A 17,916-nucleotide genomic window follows, 5' to 3' on the forward strand; every position below is an offset into this window, starting at 1 on the left:
CGAATCGACCTGCGTTCAGGCAATCACTTCGTTGGAGCTGCCCGGGCGGACCGGCGGCTTGGGGGTCGCGATCGACAGGGCGCCGATCAGGGCGACGAACAGCAGCGCCCCCGCGAGTTCGACCGTCAGCAATTGGTCCGTATAGAGAGTCTCGCCGAGGCCCGCCACGTGGGGCTTGGGCTTGCCCTCGGCGTTGGTGAAGAGGGCAGTCGGGCGGACGGCTCGGCCGATAACCCGTTCGACCACTGGGCTCGTCTTGGCGATGGCCGCGGTCTTCTTGAGCCGGTCCTCAACCTTAGCAGCGGCCGCTTTGGTCCCGAGGGGAGCGGCGACCGTGCAGAGCGAGTAGAGCAAGGCCCAGAAGAGGAGGTAGCAGGTCAAGGTGCTGCGGAACGGCGATCGTGCCGCCCGATCGTAGATCGCACGGCCTTCCATCTGCGCGAGCATGATCACAAACAGGAAGGTGACGATGATCGCACCTGCGTAGACGATGATGGTCCCAACCGCAAGGAACTGGGCCTCGGCCAGCATGAAGAGGCCCGACGTCGAGAGCACGACCGAGGCGAACCAGAGGGCGCTGTAGACCGGGTTCCGCGACGAGATCGTCAGGATGCCCCCGGCGATCGCGGTGAAGCCGAAGCCGTAGAAGAAGAGGCTCGTCAGGAACGGTCCAGGCGGCTTCCAGTAGCGTGCGAACAGGAACACGCTGAGTGCCGTCAGGATGCCGCCGACGATATGCACGCGGCGCGGCTTGATGTTGCCGAAGCGGTGCGGCATCAGCAGGTACGTGCCAACCGCACCGAAGACCACGACGGCCATGGCCAGCGTCAGATCGTTTGTGGCTTGGGCTTGGATTTCCACGGTTGCCAAGATCCTTACTCGAGTCTCGAGGCCAGCTTGTATTTCAGAGTACGGGTTTGGTCGTCGTTTCGGCGGCGGCGCCGGTCGGCCCCTTGCCGTACTTCATCGGCTCGGCGTCCTTCGTCGCGTCGAAGACCGAGAGGAGCTTCGACTTGTCGAAGATCATCTGCTCACGAGAGAGCCCGGTGAGGTCGTAGAGCCCGGTCAGCTCAATCGCCTCGACGGGGCAGGCCTCTTCGCACATGCCGCAGTAGATGCATCGAAGCTCGTCGATGACGAAGCTCTCGCAGTACTTCTCGCGATCCGGCCAGCTCTCCGGCGCCGTCGCACCGACGATGTCGATGCAGTGGGCGGGGCAGGCCGTGGCACAGAGCATGCAGGCCACGCACTTGACGCGACCTTCTTCGTCCTTGTTGAGCCGGTGGACGCCGCGATAGTTAGGGCTCGGGATGTGCTGCTCTTCCGGATACTGGACCGTGATCGCCTTATTCGCGAACATCACGCCGCCAATGTGCTTGGCGGTCACGATCAACCCGCCCACGATCTGGGGGAGGTAGGTCCTCTCGCCCCAGGTCAGCTTGGGAGGAGTCAGGCGTTTCAGACTCGGATCATCGGGCCGCACGGGAATATCTCCGGACTAAGGCGATCTCGAAAGTAGCTTCCGGGGATCGTTGTGTTCGAGTCAGACCAAGGAATGGTCAGGATGACCATATGCCTCTGGCCTCAAGTGTGGGACCGCCAGATGAGCTGGATCAGGGTCGCCGTCACGACGAGGTTGACGAGGGAGAGCGGGATCATCGTCTTCCAGGCGAGGTCCATCAGTTGGTCGTAGCGGAACCGGGGCAGCGTCCAACGAATCCACATGACGAAGACGATCATCAGCCCGACCTTGCCGACGAATACGAGGAGCTTGAAGATCGCCCAGAACCATCCGGTCTGACTTGCGTCTGTAACGAACGGTAAGTCCCAGCCTCCGAGGAAGATGGCCACCGTCATGAAGCAGACCGTGATGATGTTCAGGTACTCGCCGAGGAAGAACATGCCAAACTTCATCGCCGAATATTCAGTGTGGAAGCCGCCGACGAGTTCCTGTTCGCTCTCGGGAAGGTCGAAGGGGAGACGATTCGTCTCGGCGAACGCACTGATGAGGAAGAGCAGGAAGCCCAGCGGCTGAGCGACGATCCCCCAGACGTTTCGATCCTGCCACTCGACGATCTGGTTCAGGTCGAGCGAGCGAGCCACCAGAACCATGCCGATGACCGAGAGGCCCATCGGGATCTCGTAGCTGATGAGCTGTGCACTGGAGCGGAGACCACCCAGGAACGCGTACTTATTGTTAGAGGACCAGCCGGCCAGGATGATCGAGTAAACACCGAGACTGCCCACGGCGAAGACGTAGACCATCCCGACATCGATGCCAGGCGCAATCTGGAACTGGATCGGGCCGTCGAAGAGGTGGGGGCCATTGGGTCCAACAGGGCCGAACGGGATGACGGCGAAAGAGATCGTCGCCGCGATGATGGCGATCATCGGGGCGAGCAAGTATACTGGCTTATCGACATACTTGGGGATGACGTCTTCCTTGAGGAGCATCTTCGCACCGTCGGCGAGCGGCTGGAGCAGGCCAAACGGGAGTCCGAACTGCATGCCGCAGCGGTTCGGCCCGATTCGGTCCTGTGCATAGGCCGCTACCTTACGCTCGACGAGAATGAGGTAGGCAACCGCGCCCTGGCTGATCCCCACGACGAGCAGGATCTTGATCAGGATGCCGGCGATGAGGAAGACGTCGATGCCGAACAGCATATACTTCACCCTTCCCGAGGAGTCGTAACCGCCATCTGACAGGCTGGATCGTTGCGAGTTGGAGGCGGAACGAACACTCGCGAACTCGAATCGATCTTGAGTTTTGCTGGCTCAAGGCTTCTTGCGGTGCACACTGCGACCGAAGAGACGCCAGGGTCATCTCGATCCTGGCGTCCGTAAATTGAGGGCGATCAGCCAGAGACGCGGACGCCGCGGGCACCGCCGATCCTCGTCCAGGCGTCGCGGAACTTGACCGCGGGAGCTTGGGGTTCGGTCACGCCCAGCACTTCGCCGAACGGATGCACCTTGCCTTCCTTCGCAACGGCGAAGGCGGGGACGGTGGCGGCGACTTCCGCCAGCACAGCCTTCGAGTGGATCGGCCCCTTGGACCGTCCCAGGAGGATGGCGATCAGGTCAAGGTCGGGCAGCGAACCGTCGCGAGGAGGCAGAGCCGCCTCGGCGTACTGCAACCGGCCATCCGCATTCACGTAGCTACCGGCCTTCTCGGCAAAGGTCGCCCCAGCGAGAACCACGTCGGCGGCCTGGGCCAACGGTGTCACATGTGTGTCCTGGACGACGAGGAACTCGACGTGCGGGCGGAGCCGGGCGACATCCTCATCGGTGAACGCCGGTGCCGGCGCGTCGGAGAGGATGTAAATCCCGCGGAACTCCTGGGCGGCCGCTCGCTGGGAGACGGTCTCGAAGTCGATGACCTGACCCTGGAAGTGCTGGATCACGGCCTCGACGCCCTTGCGGTTAGGGCACTTCTCGGCGTGGATCGTGAACGGTCGTGGGTTGAGGAAGCTCGTGTCGCCGTTCCGTCCCTTGTGGAGGTCGGGCGTGATCGTGAGGTCTTCACCCTGAGTCGGGATGGGCCCGATCGCGAGGGTGGCCTTCGGGTTGATAAATCGGACGTAGGAGGCGGCGAGGAAGGCCTCTTCGACGGTGAGGAACGGCGAGAGGATCAGGGCAATCTTGCCTCCCGAGTCGGCCACCCGGCGAAGGCCGCGACCGGCCTCCTTCAAGGCCTGGTCGATCGCCGCCGGCTTGAGGTCATCCTTCTGGCGGACATACATCGCGGACAAGAGTGCGGGGTCGTTCGCACTCTTGTAGCTGTAACGCCCTTCGTCGCAGATCCAGTAGTCGTTGACATGGGGGTTATAGCGGGGCTTGAGCCGCCAGAGGGCACCGCGGTTCTCCTCGGCGCTGATGTTGCAGCCGGTGGAGCAACCTGTGCAGATCCCATCATGCTTCGACAGGAACCAGACGCGCTGGTTGTGGAGGAAGTCCTTGTCGAGCAAGGCCCCGACCGGGCAGAGGTCGACGACATTGCCGGCGAGCGGGTTCTCGACCGGGAGGCCGGGGAAGACATCGATCTCGGCGTGATTGCCGCGACGCATCACCTGGAGTTCGCCGGTCTGCGTGATCTCGCGGGTAAAGCGCACGCAACGCGTGCACATGATGCAGCGGTCTTGATTGAGCTGGATGAGGTCCGAGACGTCCTTGCGGGGGTTGACTGTCCGCTCCTCGACGAAGCGGTGGACCGACTGGCCGTTCTCGTAGCTGTAGTCCTGAAGCCCGCACTCGCCGGCCTGGTCGCAGACGGGGCAATCGAGCGGGTGGTTGATCAGGAGGTACTCCATGATCATCCGCTGATGCTCTTTGACCTTGGCGCTGTCGGTGACGATCACCGTCTGATCCTTGGCCGGGGTCTGGCAGCCCGGGACGAGCTTCGGGATCATCTTGATCTCGCCCGTCTTCGGATCCTTGCTGCCGACCTCGATCTCGCACATCCGGCAGTTGGCGACTACCGAGAGGGAGGGGTGCCAGCAGTAGTAGGGGATTTCCACACCCACCCGGGACGCCATCTGGATGGCGTTGAGCTTTTCGCCCTCGGGGATCTGATGCTCTTGCCCGTTGATGATGATCGTCGCCATCAGCTTCCTTCGTCGTTCGTAGGGCGTGTTCGACACGCCATTCGGCGAGATATTCCGGCGTGGACCGCACGCACTACAGTGACGTCATCCCGACGTTGAAACCATTGAATCAATTCGCATGAGGGGATCGCAGAGCACCGGCGGGTGCGGTGACGATCGGCAGTTGCACCAGCTTCGATGGGTCGATTGGCGCCCCCTGCCCGACCTTCGTTTGCAGGGGCGTCACCTCGTACGAAGCGACCTGATGGGTCTTGATGTAGTCTTCAAGCTCGGGGCGGAATTTGGCGATCGCATTCTTGATCGGCCACGCAGCCCCGTCGGCCAGGCCGCAAATGGTCGTCCCCGGGATGATGCCCAGGTTGTTGGCCATGTTGAGCATGATGTCGAGATCTTCGATCCGCCCACCGCCCGCCTTGATTCGTTTGATCGTCTTGTACAGCCAACTCGTCCCTTCGCGGCAAGGAGTGCACTGGCCGCAGCTCTCGTGGGCGAAGAAACGAGCGCAGTTATATAGATAGTCGAGGATGTGCGTGCTGTCGTCGATGACCGTCACCGCCGCGGTCCCGAGCCCGAGGCAGCCCGGCTTGCGGAGGCTCTCGAAGTCGAGCGGGGTGTCGAGTTCCTCGGCCGAGAGCAGGCCCATGCTGATCCCGCCCGGGACGGCCGCCTTGGCCTTACGACCCTTCCAGACGCCGCCGGCATGCACGTCGATCAACTCGCGGCAGGTGACGCCCAGCGGCAGCTCGACGCAGACTTGCTTGTTCACATGACCCGAGACGCAGTAGAGCTTCGGTCCGTAGCTCTTGGGGGTGCCGATCGACTTGAACCAGTCGGCTCCCCGCTCGATGATGTGCGGGACGCAGCAGAGGGTCTCGATGTTGTTGACGACCGTCGGCTTGCGGAAGGCACCTTCGATTGCGGGGAACGGCGGCTTGATCCGAGGCCAGCCGCGCTTGCCTTCGAGGCTCTCGATCAGTCCCGTCTCCTCGCCGCAGATGTAGGCCCCCGCCCCGCGGTGGAGGTAGATTTCGAGGTCGAAGCCGGAGCCGTAAATGTTCTTGCCGAGGTGCCCGGCCGCTCGCGCCTCGGCGATGGCCTTTTCCATCACGCGGTAGGCGTTGATATACTCGAAACGGAGGTAACAATAGGCCGTGGCCGCCTTGGTGGCGAAGCACGAGATCAGGATCCCCTCGATGAACTGGTGGGGATCCTGCTCCATCAGAATGCGGTTGTTGAAGGTCGCCGGCTCGCTCTCGTCGCCGTTGATGCACATCATGGTTTCCTTCCGATCTTTCGGAAGGAAAGTCCATTTCAAGCCGCAGGGGAAGCCGGCACCGCCACGCCCGCGCAGCTCCGAGTCCTTGACGACCTGGACGACGCTGTCGGGGTCCATGGTGGTCAAAGCTTTGCGAGACGCCTGATAGCCACCGCGCGACTCGTAGACCTTGAGCGTGTGGCTGTCAGGGACGTTCCAATTCCGCGTCAGGACGGGTTCAAATGCGGCCACTGCCTGTGCTCTCCTGAAGTCGGGGCGGATAGTCGATTCTGTGCTCACGACGACATTTTGCGGCTTGAGACATCATCCCGCTTCAACGGGGAGGAAGGATGACGCTCCAGAGCCAGAAGCAACCATCTGACGACTCACGATGCGGGCTTGGGGCCCTGTTTCAGTTCTTCGATCATGGCGTCGGTCGACTCCGGGGTCAGCGGCCCGTAGATCCGACCGTCGTCGGAAAGCGCGGCGGGGGCGAAGTCGCAGATCCCGAGGCACTCGGCGAACTCGACCGTCAGCTTCCCGTCCGGGGTGGTCTCGCCGGGATGAATCCCGAGCTTGTGGCAGGCGTGTTCGAGGATCTCCTCGCCGCCGGTGAGGGCACACGAGATCGACCGGCAGACCCAGACACGCACGTCGCCGATCGGGGCCTGCGGGAAGAACCCGTAGAAGCTCATCGTGTCGTGGACTTCCGCCGGGGTGATCTCGAGGATCTCGGCGATCTCGGCCATGGCCTTCAAGGGCACGCAGCGGAAGTACTCGTGGACGATGTGGAGCGCGGGCAGGGTCACGGCCCGCTTGCTCGGGTAGCGAGGAATGTAGGACCGGATCTTTTCCCGGATCGACTCGGGAAGCATCGGGAGCTTGGTCGTCGCGTCTGCGGCCATCAGTCCAAATCCTCAAACCTCAGAGAACCGAGCTCGGAGAATGACAAAAGGTCCTGCTTGTTCAACGGTCCAGCTCAGCAGCGATGATGCTGATGCTCCCGAGCACCGCGACGACGTCGGCGATCAAGTGGTCCTTGATCAGGTGCGGGAAGAGCTGGAAGTGGATGAACGAAGGGGGACGAGTGCGGGTGCGCCAGGCTGTCTGGCTGCCGTCGGTGATCAGGTAATAGCCCAACTCGCCGTTCGGGCTTTCGATGGCGGCGTAGACCTCGTCCTTCGGCGACTCGACACCGCGGTTGGGCATGATCAGCTCGAAGTGCTGGATCAGGCCTTCCATGCTGTTGTAGACGGTGCCCTTATCCGGCAGGGGGAACTTTTCGGCGAGAGGGACGTTGACCGGCCCCGTCGGCAAGTTTTCGAGGGCCTGGGTGAGAATGCGGTGACTTTGTCGCATCTCCTCCATGCGGACGAGGAACCGGGCGTAGACGTCACCTTCAGTCATGTACGGGACGTCGAAGTCGAACTCCTTGTACGCAAGGTAAGGCTGATCCTTGCGAAGGTCGTTCGTGACGCCGCTGGCTCTGGCGATCGGCCCCGTCGCAGAGAAGTTGATCGCGTCTTCCTTGGTCAGCACGCCGATGTTCCGCGTGCGGTCGAGGAAGATGCGGTTGCGGAAAAGGAGCTTCTCCATGTCCGCATAAACTTTGTGGAAACTCTGCAGGACTTTCCTGATGCGGTCGATCACGCGGTCGTTGAAGTCGTAGAGGACTCCGCCGACGCGGGTATAACCCGGGTGGAACCGATATCCCGACATCTCTTCATAGACGTCGTAGATCTGCTCCCGCAGGTTGAACGCGAAGAGGAATGCGGTAAACGCCCCGAGGTCGAGGGCCGCGGCACCCGTGCAGAGCAGGTGGTCACTGATCCGGGCGAGCTCGCCGATGATCACGCGAATGTACTGGCAACGCTTGGTGAGTTCGATGCCGAGCATCTTCTCGACCGCGTTGTGCCAGGCCACCTCATTCATGGGCGGGCTGATGTAATTCTTGCGGTCGACGATCGTGACATACTGGTTGAAACTGAGGTGCTCGCCCAGCTTCTCGAACCCGGAGTGCAGGTAGCCGATATCCGGCGTGGCTTTGACGATCCGCTCGCCGTCAAGCTCGAGGATCAGGCGCAAGGTGGTGTGAGTCGCAGGGTGCTGCGGACCGAAATTCAGGGTCCACGTGAACTGCTTGGACTCAGCACCAAGTTCGGGTTCGTCGAGCAAATTTGCGGGCATGGATCTCGCGCCTACAGGGCCGGGGTCGACGAGTGTACGGCAAGCGTTTCAATGACGAGCGATCGAAGGAACCTGTGTCGATCAGCTCAGGAGTCGCTTCGGAGGATGCGCGGGAAGTTGTGACGCTCGCCGCGGCCTCGCAAGGGATAGTCCTTCCGAAGCGGGTACGCGGTGAACTCCTCCGGCATGAGGATCCGTCGCAGGTCGGGGTGGCCGACGAACTTGATCCCATACATGTCGAAGACTTCTCGCTCCATCCAGTCGGCCCCTTTCCAGATGGGGGTGACCGACGGCAGGGACGGCGACTCGGCGTCGTCGATGCCCGTCTTCACGACGAGCCATTCCCCCGTGTCCAAATTCCGGAGGACGTAATGCACTTCGAAGCGGAAGCGGATCTCGCCGGTGTAGCCGAGGTAGTCGGCACCGCCAACTTCCGAGAGAAGATTGAAGCCGCACTCGTCCTTGAGCGTCAGGAGTGTGTCGAGTAGTCGCGTCGGGGGGACGTGCACGCGAAGATTATCGCGATTGTGCGACAGGGCCAGGACACCATCGCCGAGGACGCGCTCGAGAGTGGCCAGCGTATTGGCATGCGGGTCGATAGCCTGGGCGTTCTCGGTGCTCATCGCGCTCTGCGATCTCCATCAAGACTCGAGTTGGGAATGATGGCTGGCCATTTACTTCGTCTCATCCGAGCCGAGGAGGCCGGGACCGCCCGGAATGTGATACCCGAATCGATCTTCGTCGCCGCGTTCGCGGGCGAGGGGCAATCCGGCAGGCAGATTCCGCTTCTCGGCCAGGGCCTTCTCACGCTCGACGAGCTCGGGCAATCCTGTGCCGAAGAGCTTGCCGCCGCGCTGGACCTTCTCCTGGAGGTCGATGACCGCCCGGAGGATCTGCTCGGGTCGCGGAGGACAGCCCGGAATATAAACATCAATCGGGATGAATCGATCGACGCCCTGGACTACGGCGTAGGTGTCGAAGATCCCTCCGGTGGAGGCACAGGCGCCCATGCTGATGGACCACTTGGGCTCGGGCATCTGCAACCAGATGCGCTGGAGCACGGGCATCATCTTCATGGTCACTCGGCCGGCGACGATCAGCAGGTCGCACTGACGCGGGCTGAACCGCATCACCTCAGCGCCAAAGCGGGCGATGTCGAATCGGCTGGCGCCGACCGCCATCAGTTCGATCCCGCAGCAGGCCGTGGCGAAGGGCATCGGCCAAAGGCTGTACTTGCGGCACCAACTGACGACCGAGTCGAGGCTTGAGAGAATCACGTTCTCAGGAACCTCGATCCCGCCCTTGGTCCTTGTGGTGATGTTCGAGGCGAATTTGGAGGATGGGGGGGAAGGTGATTGCGATTCTTGACCGATGCCTACCGCCATTCGAAAACCCCCTTACGCCAAGCATATGCGTACGCCGCCGCGAGGATCACGACGAAGACGATGATCTCGAAGAACACGAAGTTGCGGAACTCCCGCGGGATCCCCGCGGCCGCCAGGGCCGGGGCCGTCGCGACGGCCTTGACTGGCTCGGCCGCTTCCGCAACCACTTGAGTTGGAGCGCTCCACTGGGCGACGGCCCAGGGATACAGGAAGAGCAACTCCACGTCGAAAAGTAGGAAGACGATCGCGACGAGATAGTACCTCACGTCGAAACGCTGGCGGGCGTCGCCGATCGGATCCATGCCCGACTCATAAGGCATCTGCTTCACTACCGTCTTCTTCTTCGGGCCGAGTATGGCACTCAACACGATCATGCTGATGGCAGTGAAGATGGCCACGATGATAAACAGGAAGATCGGCGCGAATTCTGTATCCATCGATCGTCGAATCGCTCGTGGCCCGATCCGGCTTTGTGAAGTGTTTCACAAAGTCGAATCAAAAAAATCCCAGCCAAGAGGCCGGGAGGATGTCGCGGGGGACACCTCAGATCATACGCGTCGTGTTTTTCTTCGCAAGAGGGTACCCGCTCGTACTTCGGGACTCCTCTTTGCTTGAGGCGTTGGGCGTATTGTAAATCCCAAATTCTTGCCGTCAACGGACTCGCGATCACGAAAGGGCTTTTCGTGATCGCGAGGGTCATTTCTCGACAATAGATGCAAGGGTAGGAAAGGTGGGGTGACCTGAGTGGTGGTCAGCGGCTCGTGGCGGGCTTCGTCGAGGGGTTCGCTCGTGACGGGTCCGCGGCCTTAGGAGTCGATGTGCTTGGCTTGGTGCTCCCGGGCGAGGGACGGACGGGCGTGGAAGTCGCCGCTTTGGGGCGAGCTGCATTCGAGCCTGAATTCGTTCCTGAAGCTGCCCTATTCGTCGTCGACGCGGGCTTCCTGGCCGGACGCGTGGGCTTCGTCTTAGGCTCGTCGACTTCATCCCCCAACTCGTCAGTCTCCGCGACCGACTTGCGGTTCATGAGGGCACGAGGTGAGAGGAGGTCTCGGGAGAAGCGCTTGCTCTCCTCGGTATATTCGCGATAAAGACGTGCACGTTTCTTGGGATCACGTTCTCGCAAATAATCAAAATACTTCCTGCGGCGGGCCTGCTGCTCGCGGTAGAACGCGTCATCCGCCTTCGTCGGCCTTGAGACGCGGTCGTACTCGCTGTCGTAGCTGCGGTAGGCGTCGTAATAGGGGACGCCCACGCCGGAACGACGGGTCGAACTCCCCCCTGCCTCGAGCTCGTCGAGGTAGCTCTGGTACTGGTTCGCGCTTCGCCGCCCGGATCGACCCTGAAGGATCGACTGGTTCGGCATGTAGCCTTCCGGGTTCGGGTACGACGGGAAGGCGAAGGCGTCGTACTGGGCGTTATACGGCTTGTACGGGTCGGGGGTGTGATCCTGGGCCATGGCGAGTTGGCCTGGTCCAATGAAGACCCAACCCAATGTAACGCTCAAAAGGGTAGGTCGGAACACCTGCGGACGAAACCAGCCCACGGCATCCTCCTTCTTGAAAACCAGACATCCATGACCTCGCACTCGCGACCGATTCGACGGCCCGCGAGCGAAATTACCTGTAAGTCTAACACATAAGTCGAACGCAGGCACAACGAGGCGAAATCGAGTCCAATTCGGAAAACCAGTCCAAGCCTTCAGTCTCGAATCCGGAGCCACGTTCTATGTCATGCGAGGGGTGTGCCATGTGACGGAGATTCCGTGCGGAATGATCCGCGAAATCATCTAGAGTGTCCCGTTAAGATAGGAGGTGTACGTAAGAATTTGGAATTTTGACGCAAAACTCCGACTTGAGTCAAATCCTGGAAATTCTGGAATCGGCCCTGGAATGGGCTATGATGAGGGGACACCGATGCCGGGGCCCGTCGCCGAGATGACCGCCCTCCGCCGTTAGACGAGGCGGCGTCTTATTTCTTGGATGGGCCTGTCCTGAGGAGATGGTGATGCTTGGCGTGAACCTCGCCGTGTTCGTACTCGTCGGACAGTTGTCCGTCTCCCCGCCATCCAGTGACGTAACTTCCCTCATCAATCAACTCGGTTCGGGACGCTTCGTCGAGCGACAGTCGGCGGCGAACTCGCTCGAGCGCTATGGCAAGCAGGCCCTCCCGGCCCTCAAGACCGCGCGGAACTCGAAGGATCCCGAGGTCCGGACTCGCGCCCTGTCGCTCATCACAAAGATCGAAGGGGCGCTGCTGACGCAGCCGTCCCTGGTCCGACTCGACTACCAGGATCGGCCGCTCGTCGACGTCATCGAGCACGTCGGCAACCAGGCGGGGGTTCGACTGGTCCTTTATCCCGAGCAGGCTCCGGGGATCGAAGAGAAACGCATCACGCTCCGAGAGGCGCCCCCTTTGCCATTCTGGAAGGCCCTCGATCGACTTTGCGACACGGCTCAACTCCAATACAACTTCGTCGGCATTCATTCGAACGGAAATTCGCGAGAGCCCGTCTTCCCGCTCTTTCTGAACGGCAACCGGCCCACCGGGCCGATGTCGGATGACGGCCCTTTCCGGGTTAGCCTGATCAGCCTCCACTACGAGCGTGATGTTTCGTTCACAGCTGGGAACGCGAATCAAGCAATTCCCCGCGTCAGGAACGATCAGGCGCGTGCGGTGGCCCCTCCGGCCGACGCACGTCCCCAGTATGCGCTGAACGAACAGTTCTTCGCCCAGCTCCAGGTGGCGGCAGAGCCTCGCCTTTCGGTCAGTCAGAGCGCCCCCATCCGGATCCTGGAAGCGATCGACGATCAGGGGCAGTCGCTCCTGCCCGCCGAAGCCAGGGACAATGTCATCCAGCGGTATTCTGGCTTTTTCGGCCTGTCGCCGGCCGCGACGATCCACGTCCAGGCGACGCTCCAGCGCCCCGAAAATCCGGGGAGATCGATCCGACGTCTCCGGGGCGTGCTGCCGGTCGTCGTGGCCAGTCGAAGGCCCGATCCCCTAGTGATTCCGCTCCAGAACGCGACGGGCAAGTCCTACGGCAACGAGGAGGTCTCGCTGACCGTCCTGGACGTGAAGATGAACCCGAACTCACGCCAGACGAGTATCGAGCTCTCGCTCCGCTCCTCCGAGTCCCGGGTCTCGGGACCGACGGGCGTCGAGAACCCGGGCGATGAACTTATCACGCAACGGATGCCGTCAAACCAGCAGCAGATTGAGGTTCTCGACAGCCAGGGCCGTTCGATCCCCTGGTATCACTCAAATGATGCCGAGGGGGCCAAAATGACCCTGACCCTCATCCCTCATGAGCAAGGTGCCCCGAGCGAGATTCGCTACTTCTCGATGTCGAAGGCGGCCACGGAGGTCCACTTCGTCTTCGAGAACATCCCCCTGCCCTGATCTCGGCCTCACTCGATGAGTACGAGGTTGTCGCGATGGATGACCTCGTCGTACTGCGACGAGCCGAGTGCTTCGCGGACCTGATCCTTGCGGAGGCCTCGGATTTGCCTCGCGTCATTCGTGGCGTAGTTGCTGAGGCCACGCGCGAACTCGATCCCCTCGACGTCGCGGACGCCCACCACATCCCCCTTGTCGAACTCTCCCACGACGTCGACGATGCCGATCGCCAGGAGGCTCGTGGGGGCCGAGACAAGGGCCTTCCGAGCCCCCGAGTCGACGATGAAGTGCCCTTTGGGGCGAGCCGTGAGTCCGATCCAACGCTTTCGTGCAGCCTGGGTCTGGCCCTTCGCCAGGAAGAGTGTCCCGACCGGTTCCCCCGAAATAATCCGCGTGAGGGGATTGGCCTTCGTCCCCGAGGCGATGATGACTGATCCCCCCGCTTGCGTAACGAGCCTCACGGCCTGGAGCTTACTCCGCATCCCGCCGGTCCCGAGGGCACTCCGGCTGTTACCCGCCAGTCCGAAGACGTCCTCGTCGAGGTTGGCGACGAGGGGGATGGATTCGCCGGTGATGGCCCCGGTGCCGGGGTCCGAGTGGTAGAGACCGTCCACCACGCTCAAGACCACGAGCAAGGGGGCTTGGAGGAGGTTCGTGACCATCGCTGCGAGGCGGTCGTTGTCGCCGAACTTGATCTCGGCGACGCTGATCGTGTCGTTCTCGTTGATGATCGGGACGGCATCCCATTCGAAGAGGGCCGTAAGGGTGTTCCGCATGTTGAGGTAGCGAGCACGGCCGTCGAAGTCCTCGTGCGTGAGCAGGAGCTGGGCGGCGTGGCGACCGTGGCGTCGAAGCCCTTCGTCATAGGCACGCATCAGGTAGGCCTGGCCGATGGCAGCCGCGGCCTGAAGTTGCGGCAAGTTATCCGGTCGACGCCCCAGCTGGAGCTGGCCGACGCCTGCCCCGACCGCCCCCGAACTCACGAGCGCGACGCGACGCCCGGTCGCCATGACGGCGTTGATTTGGTCGGTCAAATGTTCGATCCGGGCGGGGTCGAGTACGCCGTCGGGGCCGGTCAATACGCTCGTTCCCACCTTGACGACCCATGTTTTGGCGGACAGTACCACGTCATCGCGGACCAGGTCGCGGGCCAGCATGTTTCGTCGTCTCTCAGCTTCTGTTGATTTGTTGGGACGAGTTCCCACGGATCATTGTGGGGAGACCGCCTACGCCGTCCTTTAATCGAACTCGTCCCTGGGTAAGGATTTCCATTCCAAACTCGTTCGACAAAACGTCGCCCGAGAGGTCGGCGGCCGGGTTGCGTTCGTCGCTATGAAGGTTGTCGGTAGAAGTAACCGACATTATAATGTCAACTCACAAACGGCCCTAGAGCAACCGCATGGCTGTCGGGGCGGGCCGTCTTCCCTTTCCCTCAAGTTGCGTCCCCAATCCCAAAGGCGGGAAGGGACAGGCCAACGGGGTAATTCCAGGCTCATGGGCGAATTGATCCACGAGTGCGGTGTGGCAGCCGTCTACCACGCCGCAGGGCAGCCTGTTTCCGCGCTCGTACCCATATCGGGTCAAATCAACAGCGTCGCGCGAATGATCCCGCGCATGCTCTTGGACATGCAGAACCGGGGGCAGCTTGCCGCCGGTATGACTAGCTTCCACCCCGATCGCAAGGCCCTCCTCAGGACGCACAAGGAACTCGGCACCGTCGCCGAAGCTTTCCGGCTCAATCACAAGTCCGAGTTCGAGTCGATCATCCTCGAACACGAAGGCCCGGCCGCGATCGGCCACGTGCGCTACGCCACCTGCGGCGGCGCCGACCGAAGCTATGCCCAGCCTTTCGAGCGTGAACACGGCCGCAAGGCTAAGTGGTTCTCGTTCGCCTTCAACGGCCAGATCACGAATTATCAGGAGCTCAAGCAGGAGTTGCTCGAGCAGGGAGACTATCACCTGAAGCGTGATACTGATACCGAAATTCTGATGCATCTGATCAGCCACGAGCTCCAAGGGGAGAATAGCAACTCGCCCGACTGGGTCGGCTTGTTCAATCGGCTCTCCGACCGACTCGACGGCGCCTACAACATCGTGCTTCTCTCAGCCGTCGGCGATCTCGTCGTTGCTCGTGATCCGCTCGGCTTCCGGCCGCTTTGCATCGCGGAAAACGGTCCCCTGTTCGCAGCCGCGAGCGAAAGTTCCCCCCTCTCCAATCTTGGTTTCAAGGACGTCCAGTCGCTCGATCCGGGAACGCTCGTCATCGCGAACAAGGAAGGTGTACGAATCGAACGATTCGCGGCATCTCCTCGGCGGGCTCACTGCTTCTTCGAGTGGATCTACTTCGCCAATGTGGCCAGCACCCTGGACGACCGCTCGGTCTACCTGAGTCGCGCGTCGCTCGGCGAAGAACTCGCCCGCCTCGAGGATGTACCGCTCGACGCCGACACGATCGTCGTCCCCGTGCCCGATACGGCGAAGGCGGCGGCGGATGCCATGGCCTTCTCGCTGGGCGTTCGCTCGGTTGAAGGTTTGATGCGGAATCGTTATGTCGGGCGGACCTTCATCGAAGGTAACGCTGACCGCGCGGCGAAGGCCCGACTCAAGTACACGCCGCTGCCCGAGGTCCTGGCGGGGAAGCGAGTCCTCTTGGTCGAGGACAGTATCGTTCGTTCCACCACGATGCGGGCCCTCGTGCACGAGATACGCGACCGTGGCGGTGCGCGTGAGATCCACCTGCGGGTCGCCTGCCCGCCGATCATCGCACCTTGCTTCTACGGAATCGACATGTCGCGCAGGTCAGAGCTGTTCGCGTCCAAGTACGTGGACCCGACCACCGGCTTCGTTTCCGAGGAGGCTCAGGCGGAGATGGCGAAGGAGCTTGGGGCGGATAGCCTCCGCTATCTCCCGGTCGATGCCATCGCTCGCTCGGTTTCGCTCGCCCCGGAACACCTCTGCCGTGCCTGCATCACGGGGAATTACCCGAGTGCGGCCGGTGAGCGGCTCTATCAGCTCGACGCCGACGAGTCGCAGCACGCCAATGGTTCGGGCGGCGTTCGTGCCTACGAGATGGTACGGTCGAGTTGAGTTTGCTCGATCGACATCACTGCATTTTCATTTGAAGGCGGGCATCCACTCGTTTCACGCGAGTCAGGAAACGTTCTTCGTTTCCTGACTCGCGTGTGAAGGATTGTCCGCCTCGTTCTTTTGTTTCAGCTCTTTGATCGAGCGAGAGTAAGCTCCGACGACTTCCCGGCGGTCGAGCAGCCCGATCAGTCGAGTTGGGTCATTTTCGGCCACGACGGGAATCTGATCGACGTTTAACTCGGTCAATCGTTGCAGCGCCGTATGGAGATCATCTCGGGGCGTTACGGTAACGGCCGGGCTGGTCATGAGGTCCGAGGCGATCACGAGCATCCCCACTTCGGAACCGAGCAGGGCGAGCCTCACATCGCGCAGGCTGAAGATTCCCACAAGCCGACTCTCGCGGTCGACGACCGGGAAAAGCATCTCGGTTGATTGTGCTACGGTGTTGATCACCTCGGAGAATGGAGTCTCCTGGAGCACAACTTGAAGCCTCTCTGTTCGAATCGGGACCTGGGAGACCTGGAGCCGTTCGAGCACGTCGACTACGAAGTCGCCCTGATGCGCCGGGCTTTCCAGTGGGCTTGGCACCTGCTCCTCGTAGAGGGTCCAGTTCCTCGAGAGCCCGAGATTGAGGCCGCAGACCAGCATCAACGGGACGAGCAGGCTGTAAGACCCAGTCATCTCACAGACCATGACGATCGATGTCAGGGGTGCCTTGGCAACACCCGCGAAGAAGCCCCCCATCCCCACCAGCGCGAAGGCCGCGGGGTCGATGGACGACGACGGGAAGACGAGCTTGAGAAACTGACCGACCGCTCCTCCCAGCATCCCCCCGATAAAGACGGACGGGCCGAAGACGCCGCCGCTACCTCCCGAGCTGATCGTCAGGCCCGTGGCGACGATCTTGAGGATTGCCAGCATGAAGAGTGTCAACATACCCATCTGCGGGCCCGTGAAATGTTCCACCCCATCGGGGTTGAGCTGAGGCGGGATGCCGATCGCTCCCCATTGCACCCAGCCATAGCCGCCCGTCATCAACTCGGGAAAGACGAGCGCCATCAGTCCCAGCATCAGACCACCCAGCGCGGGCTTCAGACTTCTAGGGATGGGGATCGGCTTGAAGACGTAATCCCGCATCCCATAGAAGATCCGGACATAGAGCCAGCCCACGCACGCGCAGGCTAGAGCCAGGAGCGCGAACGCGGGGAGGTCGAGTAGCCCTTTGAAGGTGAAGTCCGGCACCAGGAAGATCGGCCGCGGGGTGATGAAGAGGGCGAACGTCGAATAGGCGATGATCGAGGCCGAGAGACACGGCAGGAGCGCGGCCGACTCGATCGCCGTGGTTGAGTACAGGACCTCGACGCCGAACAAGGCACCTCCCAGCGGCGCGCGGAATATAGCCCCGACGCCGCCGGCAGCTCCCGTCAGAATCAGTATTCGCCGTTCGGACGGCGAGAGCCGGAAGAATCGCGCCAGGACAGAGCCGAACCCGGCCCCGATCTGAGCGATCGGTCCCTCCTGCCCCGCCGAGCCTCCGGTGCCGATAGTCACGATCGACGTGATTCCCTTGATGAGTGGAATCCGTCCGCGTATCAAGCCGGCACCTCGGTGAAACGACCTGATCAAAGCGTCCGTCCCATGCCCTTCGGCTTCGGGAGCGAGTGAGAATACGATCAGGCCGGAAACGAGGCCGCCGAGCGTCGGGATCAGGATCGTGAGCCACCAGGGTGAGGGGTAGGTGATGGCGTGCGGTGTCCCCTCACCCGTAGGGGGGAGGTGGAAGTGGAGGAGATCCCCCAGCACGTGATCCATGAATAGATTGAGGAGGAGGAAGAAGGCCGTGGCACCGAGTCCCGCGACGACCCCAACGATCGGGCTGCAGATTGCCACTCGACCTGCGCCGGGCGTCGAGAGTTGTGTGACGAGCCTGTTGCAGTAACGACCGAGCCGATCGCGTGTGGTCAGAGGTCGGGGCGCGAGCGGTTCAGCCATCAGTTCCCTCGGT

The 17,916-nt window shown here is 61.9% G+C and carries 15 protein-coding genes; 2 read left to right on the forward strand and 13 right to left on the reverse strand.

The genetic code is table 11. The annotated features are described in order from the left end of the window. Positions 1-15 precede the first annotated feature (15 nt). The 11 genes from ACOYYX_RS30115 to ACOYYX_RS30165 all read right to left on the reverse strand — a co-directional run bounded on the left by ACOYYX_RS30115 (position 16) and on the right by ACOYYX_RS30165 (position 10,884). On the reverse strand, positions 16-861 hold the full coding sequence (locus ACOYYX_RS30115; protein ID WP_422926398.1) for an NADH-quinone oxidoreductase subunit J: 846 nt from the start codon (positions 859-861) through the stop codon (positions 16-18). Positions 862-904: 43 nt separating this feature from the next. Continuing rightward, positions 905-1,483, reverse strand: coding sequence for a NuoI/complex I 23 kDa subunit family protein (locus ACOYYX_RS30120; RefSeq protein ID WP_422926399.1), 579 nt, complete (start codon positions 1,481-1,483; stop codon positions 905-907). A 101-nt stretch (positions 1,484-1,584) separates the two neighbouring features. Continuing rightward, positions 1,585-2,664, reverse strand: a complete 1,080-nt coding sequence (gene nuoH, locus ACOYYX_RS30125; RefSeq protein WP_422926400.1) for an NADH-quinone oxidoreductase subunit NuoH — start codon at positions 2,662-2,664, stop codon at positions 1,585-1,587. Between the two features lie 191 nt (positions 2,665-2,855). Further along, positions 2,856-4,601: a molybdopterin-dependent oxidoreductase gene (locus ACOYYX_RS30130; protein ID WP_422926401.1), complete on the reverse strand. Its 1,746-nt coding sequence runs from the start codon at positions 4,599-4,601 to the stop codon at positions 2,856-2,858. Positions 4,602-4,710: 109 nt separating this feature from the next. Next, positions 4,711-6,108, reverse strand: a complete 1,398-nt coding sequence (gene nuoF / locus ACOYYX_RS30135) for an NADH-quinone oxidoreductase subunit NuoF (protein WP_422926402.1) — start codon at positions 6,106-6,108, stop codon at positions 4,711-4,713. Positions 6,109-6,242: 134 nt separating this feature from the next. Further along, positions 6,243-6,761 (reverse strand): NAD(P)H-dependent oxidoreductase subunit E, encoded by a 519-nt coding sequence (locus ACOYYX_RS30140; protein ID WP_422926403.1) that lies wholly within the window; start codon positions 6,759-6,761, stop codon positions 6,243-6,245. A 61-nt stretch (positions 6,762-6,822) separates the two neighbouring features. Further along, on the reverse strand, positions 6,823-8,043 hold the full coding sequence (gene nuoD, locus ACOYYX_RS30145) for an NADH dehydrogenase (quinone) subunit D (RefSeq protein ID WP_422926404.1): 1,221 nt from the start codon (positions 8,041-8,043) through the stop codon (positions 6,823-6,825). An 86-nt stretch (positions 8,044-8,129) separates the two neighbouring features. Then, entirely contained in the window at positions 8,130-8,666 is a 537-nt protein-coding gene (locus ACOYYX_RS30150; protein ID WP_422926405.1) for an NADH-quinone oxidoreductase subunit C, read from the reverse strand. Between the two features lie 51 nt (positions 8,667-8,717). Continuing rightward, positions 8,718-9,428: an NADH-quinone oxidoreductase subunit B gene (locus tag ACOYYX_RS30155; protein ID WP_422926406.1), complete on the reverse strand. Its 711-nt coding sequence runs from the start codon at positions 9,426-9,428 to the stop codon at positions 8,718-8,720. Next, the gene (locus tag ACOYYX_RS30160; RefSeq protein ID WP_422926407.1) at positions 9,419-9,865 is read right to left on the reverse strand and encodes an NADH-quinone oxidoreductase subunit A; all 447 of its coding nucleotides are present in this window, start codon (positions 9,863-9,865) and stop codon (positions 9,419-9,421) included. The genes ACOYYX_RS30155 and ACOYYX_RS30160 overlap by 10 nt, the downstream gene beginning before the upstream one ends. 314 nt (positions 9,866-10,179) lie before the next feature. After that, entirely contained in the window at positions 10,180-10,884 is a 705-nt protein-coding gene (locus tag ACOYYX_RS30165; protein ID WP_422926408.1) for a hypothetical protein, read from the reverse strand. Between the two features lie 548 nt (positions 10,885-11,432). Here ACOYYX_RS30165 and ACOYYX_RS30170 point away from each other — a divergent pair. Further along, positions 11,433-12,827 (forward strand): hypothetical protein, encoded by a 1,395-nt coding sequence (locus tag ACOYYX_RS30170; protein WP_422926409.1) that lies wholly within the window; start codon positions 11,433-11,435, stop codon positions 12,825-12,827. 8 nt (positions 12,828-12,835) lie between these two features. Here ACOYYX_RS30170 and proB read toward each other — a convergent pair whose 3' ends face one another. Then, positions 12,836-13,981 carry a glutamate 5-kinase gene (gene proB / locus ACOYYX_RS30175; RefSeq protein ID WP_422926410.1) on the reverse strand — a complete coding sequence of 382 codons (1,146 nt, stop codon included), beginning with the start codon at positions 13,979-13,981 and terminating at the stop codon, positions 12,836-12,838. Between the two features lie 337 nt (positions 13,982-14,318). Here proB and ACOYYX_RS30180 point away from each other — a divergent pair, with 337 nt between their 5' ends. Then, entirely contained in the window at positions 14,319-15,911 is a 1,593-nt protein-coding gene (locus tag ACOYYX_RS30180; RefSeq protein WP_422926411.1) for an amidophosphoribosyltransferase, read from the forward strand. Between the two features lie 63 nt (positions 15,912-15,974). Here the strand turns inward: ACOYYX_RS30180 and ACOYYX_RS30185 are convergent, their stop codons facing one another. Next, positions 15,975-17,903, reverse strand: coding sequence for a chloride channel protein (locus ACOYYX_RS30185; protein WP_422926412.1), 1,929 nt, complete (start codon positions 17,901-17,903; stop codon positions 15,975-15,977). Between the last annotated feature and the right edge of the window lie 13 nt (positions 17,904-17,916).

It is taken from the genome of Singulisphaera chitinilytica, assembly GCF_049331405.1.
Classification (GTDB): domain Bacteria; phylum Planctomycetota; class Planctomycetia; order Isosphaerales; family Isosphaeraceae; genus PoT.

Coding starts and splice junctions, on each gene's coding strand:
- ACOYYX_RS30130 (WP_422926401.1), bottom strand. CDS start 4,601: ATGGCGACGATCATCATCAACGGGCAAGAGCATCAGATCCCCGAGGGC.
- ACOYYX_RS30160 (WP_422926407.1), bottom strand. CDS start 9,865: ATGGATACAGAATTCGCGCCGATCTTCCTGTTTATCATCGTGGCCATC.
- ACOYYX_RS30165 (WP_422926408.1), bottom strand. CDS start 10,884: ATGGCCCAGGATCACACCCCCGACCCGTACAAGCCGTATAACGCCCAG.
- ACOYYX_RS30150 (WP_422926405.1), bottom strand. CDS start 8,666: ATGAGCACCGAGAACGCCCAGGCTATCGACCCGCATGCCAATACGCTG.
- ACOYYX_RS30185 (WP_422926412.1), bottom strand. CDS start 17,903: ATGGCTGAACCGCTCGCGCCCCGACCTCTGACCACACGCGATCGGCTC.
- proB (WP_422926410.1), bottom strand. CDS start 13,981: ATGCTGGCCCGCGACCTGGTCCGCGATGACGTGGTACTGTCCGCCAAA.
- ACOYYX_RS30170 (WP_422926409.1), top strand. CDS start 11,433: ATGCTTGGCGTGAACCTCGCCGTGTTCGTACTCGTCGGACAGTTGTCC.
- ACOYYX_RS30140 (WP_422926403.1), bottom strand. CDS start 6,761: ATGGCCGCAGACGCGACGACCAAGCTCCCGATGCTTCCCGAGTCGATC.
- nuoD (WP_422926404.1), bottom strand. CDS start 8,043: ATGCCCGCAAATTTGCTCGACGAACCCGAACTTGGTGCTGAGTCCAAG.
- ACOYYX_RS30180 (WP_422926411.1), top strand. CDS start 14,319: ATGGGCGAATTGATCCACGAGTGCGGTGTGGCAGCCGTCTACCACGCC.
- nuoH (WP_422926400.1), bottom strand. CDS start 2,664: ATGCTGTTCGGCATCGACGTCTTCCTCATCGCCGGCATCCTGATCAAG.
- ACOYYX_RS30155 (WP_422926406.1), bottom strand. CDS start 9,428: ATGGCGGTAGGCATCGGTCAAGAATCGCAATCACCTTCCCCCCCATCC.